This window comes from Arsenicicoccus sp. UBA2120 (assembly GCF_002330965.1).
Lineage (GTDB): Bacteria > Actinomycetota > Actinomycetes > Actinomycetales > Dermatophilaceae > Arsenicicoccus > Arsenicicoccus bolidensis.
Window position 1 is genome coordinate 111,155 of the sequence record NZ_DCYC01000040.1, and the last position, 6,828, is coordinate 117,982.

A 6,828-nucleotide genomic window follows, 5' to 3' on the forward strand; every position below is an offset into this window, starting at 1 on the left:
GTTGGTCGCAGCGGATGGGACTGCGGCTGCGGTGCCTGAGGCTCCACCAGCACGTGTCCCGCAGGCCAAGCCGGCGGCGCCGCGGGTGGACTCGGCGCGGGACGTGGTGTCGGCGCGGGTGGCTGCGCGGGCGCAGGGCGCCCCGGTGGAGGCTCTCTCGGAGCGGTCCGAGTTCGCGCGGACGTGGGTGAACCCGGATGGGACGTTCACCACGCGCGCGTCGGTGGGGCAGACCAGCGTGAAGGACGCCACGGGCGCGTGGGCGGACGTGGACCTGACGATGGCGGCGGCGCTGGACGGTTCTGTGGCTCCGAAGCGCCCGGTGGTGGGGGTGCGGGTTGGCGCGGCGGGCACGAGTGTGGACCACGGCGCGGGACGCCAGGTGACGCTGGGGTGGACGGGACGGATGGGCAAGCCGGTCCTGTCGGGGGCGTCGGCGACGTGGCCGGACGTGGCGACCGGGGTGGACTACCGCGTGGACGCGCTGCGGAGCGGGTTCGAGTCGTTCTACGTGGTCAAGGACAAGTCCGCGGTGAACCCGGCTACGGGGTTGTCGTGGACGGTGCCGTTGAAGACCAGGGGCTTGATCGCGAAGCCGACCCCGGTTGGGGGAGTGGACTTCGTCGACGCGCACGGCAAGACGGTCTCGCGGCTGGCTCCGGCGTCTGCGTGGGACGCGAAGGTCGATCCCCGCTCGGGCGACCCCGCGAACCGGGTGCCGGTGAAGATGACTGTCGCCCAGGCCAACCCGGGCCAGGCGACGTTGACGGTGAGCGTGGACAAGGCGTGGGCGTCCGACCCGGCGCGGGTGTTCCCGATCGTGGTGGACCCGACGTACGCGTCGTTGACGGTCAAGCCGAGCTTCGACACGTTCGTGCAGTCGAACTTCACCACCGACGAGTCCGGGTCGACCGAGCTGAAGGCCGGCACCTATGACGGGTCGACGGTGGCGCGGTCCTTCCTGAACGTCCCGCTGGGCAGCTTCCACGGTCTGCAGGTGAAGTCCGCGTCGCTGCGGCTGCGGGAGGCGTGGTCGAGCTCGTGCACCGCGACCGGGATGAACGTGTTCGCCGCGAACCCGGCGTCGACGGCGACCCGATGGACCGCGCAGCCGTACATCAACCCGACCGTGTACGGGTCGGTGTCGGCGGCGAAGGGGTACTCGAGCGCGTGCCCGGCCGGTGACGTGAGTGTCCCGTTGACGAGCCTGTTCCAGGCGTGGTCGACCGCGTCGTCCTCGACGGGCGCGGTGGCGTTGAAGGCCGCGAGCGAGACGGACATCCGGTCGTGGAAGAAGTTCGCGTCCTCAGAGACGGCGACGCCGCCGGTGTTCACGATCACCTACAACCGCAAGCCGAACGCTGCCGCGGCCCCAGCGATGACGTTCCCCGCGGTGACGTACAAGGCCCCGACCTGGACGTCGTCGTTGATCTACACCCCGGACCTGACGCCGGAGTTCCAGATGGCGGCGACCGACCCTGACGGCAACGACGTCACCCTCAAGGTCGAGATCCACACCACGAACACCGCCGCCACCAACGCGACCCCGCTGACGTCGTGCCAGGTCAAGGCCGCCTCAGGGCAGGCCGGCAAGTGCTCGGTGCCCGGCACCCTGTCCGACAACGCGGTCTACTACGCCCGCGTCGCGGTGCAGGACGACCAGGGCCTGTGGAACGGGACCTGGTCGCCGTGGACGACGTTCCGCACCGCCGCCGGCATCCCCGCCAAGCCGGTCGTGTCCTGTCCGGCCCCGTACCAGACCAGCGGGTCGTGGACCGACACCGCGCCCACCGCGCCGGTGACGTGCACGATCACCGCGGCCGGTGCCACGACCAGCACCCCGGCGTACATCCACTACCGGCTCGACGGCGCCGCGGAGAAGACCGTCGCGATCACCCCCTCCAGCGACCCGAGAACCGCCAAGACCACCGTCACCATCCCCACCACCACGGGCGGGCACTCGATCGAGGCGTGGAACGCCTCGATCACCGGGAAGCTGTCCGCCCACGTCACCCACACCCTCGGGTGGGGCAACGCGGCCATGACCACCCCCACCCCGGCCCCCGCCGCCACCGTGGACGGTCAGCAGGTCGCCGCCGGCGTGCGGGTCGCGGCCACCACCACCGGCGCGATCCGGGTCGCCGCAGCCGGGCCCCCGAAGGGCTCCGCGACGACCGTCACCGGCAAGGTCCAGTGGCGCGTGTCCGGGTACGGCACCACCGAGACCGGCAAGTGGAACGACGCGACCGGCCTGACCGGCGTGTCCCTGACCGGGACCGGGTCCTCGACGACGTCGCTGGTGTATTCGGCGGCGTGGGACTCCATGACCGCTGACGTCGACAACGCCCAGACCCCCGCGGTCACCCTCAACGACCGCGTCCCGGTCCTGATCGACGTGCAGGTCTGCTTCACCTACTCCACCGGCACCCAGTGCACCTGGTCGGCGTCCCCGGTCACCATCTCCCGGGTCCCGCACGCCTTCGGCAACGGCTTCCCCACGTCCGACGCCGGCCCCGGGCAGGTCGCCCTGTTCACCGGCGAGTACAACCAGTCGGCCACTGACGTGTCCGTGCCCGGGTACACCGGTGACCTGACCCTGTCCCGGTCCCACTCCACGTACGGCAACAACACCACCGCCCAGGCCACCCCCGCCGCCAGCGTGTTCGGGCCGGGCTGGACCGCGAACCTGGACGGCTCGGACGCCGGCCTGGCCGGGCTGACCCCGATCGACGCCACCCACATCGACGGGTCCATGGTGTTCGCCGCCGAGGACGGCACCACCCTCATCTACCGCCCGGTCGACGGGCTGCGCCGCACCGGCGCGACCATGAACCCCAAGGCGTGGGTGCCCGCGGACGACGACACAGCCCTGGACGGCACCACCCTGGCCTGGAACGAGCAGACCAAGACGTTCACCCTCACCGAGGCCGACGGCACCACCACCACGTTCACCGCCACCAAGGCCCCCACCACCGGCGCCGCCGGCCAGTTCGCACCCGCCACCGTCACCGAGCCCGGGTCCGGCACCACCACCTACACCCGCAACACGACCGGACTCGTGACCCGGATCCTGGCGCCCGTCCCCGCCGGGATGACCGCCGCGGACTGCCCCGACAACGGCAGCACCACCGGCCTCAAGCCCGGCTGCCGCGCCCTGCGCGTCGCCTACGGCACCAACGGGGCACCGGCCGGGCAGGTCGGGTCCGTCGCGATGGAGATCTACACCCCCGACGCGCTGACCGTGAAGGCCTGCGACGGCACCAGCAGCACCGCCGCGGCCGGGTCGATGGCCACCGTCCCGGTCGCCTGCTACAGCTACGACGCCAGCAAGCGCCTCACCAAGGTCACCGACCCCCGCTCCGGGCTCGGGACCAGCTACACGTACGGCGCCCAGAACGAGATCACCACCATCACCCCCGCCGGGCAGGCCCCCTACCAGCTCGCGTACGCCACCAGCGACTCCCGGTTGAAGCTCGCCAGCGTGTCCCGCCCCAACCCGGGCGGTCAGGGCGCCACCGCCCTGACCCGCGTCCGGTACGGGATCCAGGGCCAGGCCGGTCTGCCCGACATGAGCAGCGCCATGACCAGCCGCTGGGGACAGACCAACCCGCCCACCTACGCGGCCGCCGTGTTCGGCCCCGACTACACCGGCAACACCGACACCGTCACCGGTGACGACTGGCGGTACGCCGACCTGTCCTACACCGACCAGGCCGGGTACACCATCAACACCGCCTCCTACGGCACCGGCACCTGGCTGCCCACATACACGCGGTACAACACCCAGGGCAACGTCACCCTCGAGCTGGACGCCGACGCGATCCAGCGCGCACTGGCCTGGACCGCCGACAACCCCCTGCCCGACGGGCAGGCGTACGACGCGTCCGCGCTCGGCACCGTCACCGACTACAACCCCGACACCACCACGAGCACCGTGGCCGGTGTGCCCGCGAAGGCCCCCGCGGGGTCGTTCGTGACCGACGTGTGGGGACCCCAGCGGCCCTCAGTCCTGCGCGACGGAACCACCACGACCGTGCGCCCGCACACCAAGACCCTCTACGACCAGGGCGCCCCCAACAACGGCGTGAACCCCAAGACCGGCACCGGGTACGGCCTGGCGACCACGGTCACCGTGACCGCGGCCGACACCACCGGCACCGACGTCGAGACCACCGCCCGCACCATTACCGGGTACGAGCCCAAGACACCCGGTGACGACGCCACCAGCGGCTGGACCCTCGGCGCCTCGACGTCCACCACTACGGACATGAACCTGAACGGGACCGTGGACGCCGGCGACATCACCGCCCGCACCTTCCACGACGCCGAAGGCCGCACCACCGAGACCCGCCAGCCGTCCGAGGCGAACACCGGTGGGGGAGCAGGCACCACCCTCACCAGCTACTACACCGCTGCCGCGCAGACCGGCGCCGACGCCGCCTGCGGCGGCCACCCCGAGTGGGCCGGCCTGGCATGCGCTACTCGTCCGGCCGCGCCACCCCCAGGACAGACCCTTCCCGACGAACGAGCCACGAAATACACCTACCAGCTCGCGCCCGCCGCCACCGTGGAGACCAGCGGCGCCGTCACCCGCACCACCACCAGCACGTACCTGCTCGACGGGCGCGCCGACACCGTCACGACGACCGTGGCCGGGCTCGCCTCGAGCGCGGCCCGACCCGGCACCAAGACCCTCTACGACCCCGCCACCGGGATCGCGACCGGGACCGTCGAGCTCGACAGCAACGGGCAACCGACCGGGCCCAGCCAGTCCGCCACGTTCGACACGTGGGGTCGCCAGACCAGCACCACGAACCAGCTCGGTGACAAGGCCACCACCAGCTACGACACCGCCGGGCGGGTCGCGTCCGTCACCGACGCCAAGGGCACCACGAGCTACGGGTACGACGGCACCGACCTCGCCGGGAAGACCGAGCACCGCGGGATGACCACCCGCGTCATCATCACCCGCTCCGCCGGCAAGGGCGACATCACCTACACCGGCGCCTACGACGCCGACGGCAAGCTCTACCGGCAGAGCATGCCCGGCCAGCTCGAGCAGACCACCACCTACGACGACGCCGGTGAACCTACCGGCCTCGCCTACACCGGGCAGGTCACCCCCTACACCACCAGCGCCGACGCCGACGGCAACACCGTCTACACCCCCGGCACCCCCACCCGCGGCGTGTGGATGGCCTGGACCCAGGCCAACGACCCCGCCGGCCGCGTCGTACGCGACTACACCGGACAAGGCGCCGCGTTCGACGGGAAGGCCGGCACCACCGACACCCCCACCAACGTCGCCAAGCCTGGGGATGCCATCGGCTACGACCGCGCCTACACCTACGACCAGGCCGGACGCCTCAGCAAGGTGACCGACCGGACCGCCACGACGACGGGCACCACCGTCACCCCCGACACCGACGCCACCACGACCGACGGCACCACCAGCAGCATCCCCTGCCAGGTCCGTACCTACGGCTTCGACGGCACCCTGGGCGTGAACGGGAACCGGACCAGCCACCGCGTCGAAGACCACGCCGACGGCTCCTGCGCCAGCACACCCAGCCAAGTGCTGGACAAGACGTACGCGTACGACACCGCCGACCGCCCCACCACCGGCACCAACGCCGTCGGCGCGTACACGTACGACGAGCTCGGGCGGCAGACCCTCGTGCCCGCCGTCGACGCCCCCGACCCGGCCAGTGGGGACATCACCCTCGGGTACTTCGACAACGACCTCCCCGCCAGCGCGCGGCAGGGCGGCACCGACACCACCTTCACCCTCGATGTCGCGGGTCGGCGTCTGACCCAGCGCACCACCAGCACCGGCGGGGCCGTGCAGTCCCAGACCGTGGTGCGGCACTACACCGACGGCACCGACAACCCGTCCTGGACCGTCATCACCCCCGACGGCGGAACCCCAGCCACGACGCGGTTCGCTGAGTCGCTCGGCGGAGACCTCGGCGCCCAGCTCGCCCAGGACGGGGCCGTCGACCTGACCCTGACCACCCTGCACGGCGACACCGCCACCACCCTCACCATCCCCGCCGACCAGTCACAAGACGCCGCAGCCACACGGATCAACGGGTGGAGCGACTACACCGAGTACGGCACCCCCAGAAACCCCTGGGCCACCATGAACGTCGACGGGCCCCTCGGCTACGGATGGCTCGGAGCCAAACAACGCTCCACCACCCTCGAAACCGCCGGCCTCACCCTCATGGGCGACCGCTACTACAACCCCACCCGCGGCGCCTTCACCAGCCTCGACCCCGAACCCGGCGGCAACCCCACCGCCTACACCTACCCCCTCGACCCCATCAACAGCTACGACCTCGACGGACGCCGGCAAGAGGTAGGCGGGTACGGTGGAGGAGGCGGAGGCGGCTCCAGTTACGGCGGCAACTTCGACCTGTACGACACCCGCAAGAACGGCAAGGGTGTCGTGGGTGCCGCCTACCGAAACCGAGGCGCGATCGCGAGAGAAGCGGCTCTAACTTTCATCCCAGGCGGAGTGTTCGTACGCGCGTTGAGAATAGGCGCCAAGGCCTATCGACTCGCCCGCGCAGCCAATGCGGCGAGCAAAGTACGATACGGAAGACGATTGAAGGCCCTAAACGGAGGAAAGAATCGGGTTTCCATTAAGCGCCGCGGGCGTCAATACCATTACGACGTGGCGGGCGACGCACACTTCGAGAAGTCGACCCAGAGGTATATTCATACTCCCCACAAATATCATATTCGATTCAACGGGAAGGGTCAGCCGAACTTCCGCTCACCCACCACTCCCATGGGCTGGTCTGACCTGGCACGCGTCCGAAT

At 70.8% G+C, this 6,828-nt stretch carries 1 protein-coding gene; it reads left to right on the forward strand.

Translation table 11 applies throughout. The annotated features are described in order from the left end of the window. Nucleotides 1–238: 238 nt before the first annotated feature. Nucleotides 239–6,828 (forward strand): DUF6531 domain-containing protein (locus tag B2P18_RS05640; RefSeq protein ID WP_286956595.1); only part of this gene is annotated, 6,590 nt, incomplete at its 3' end.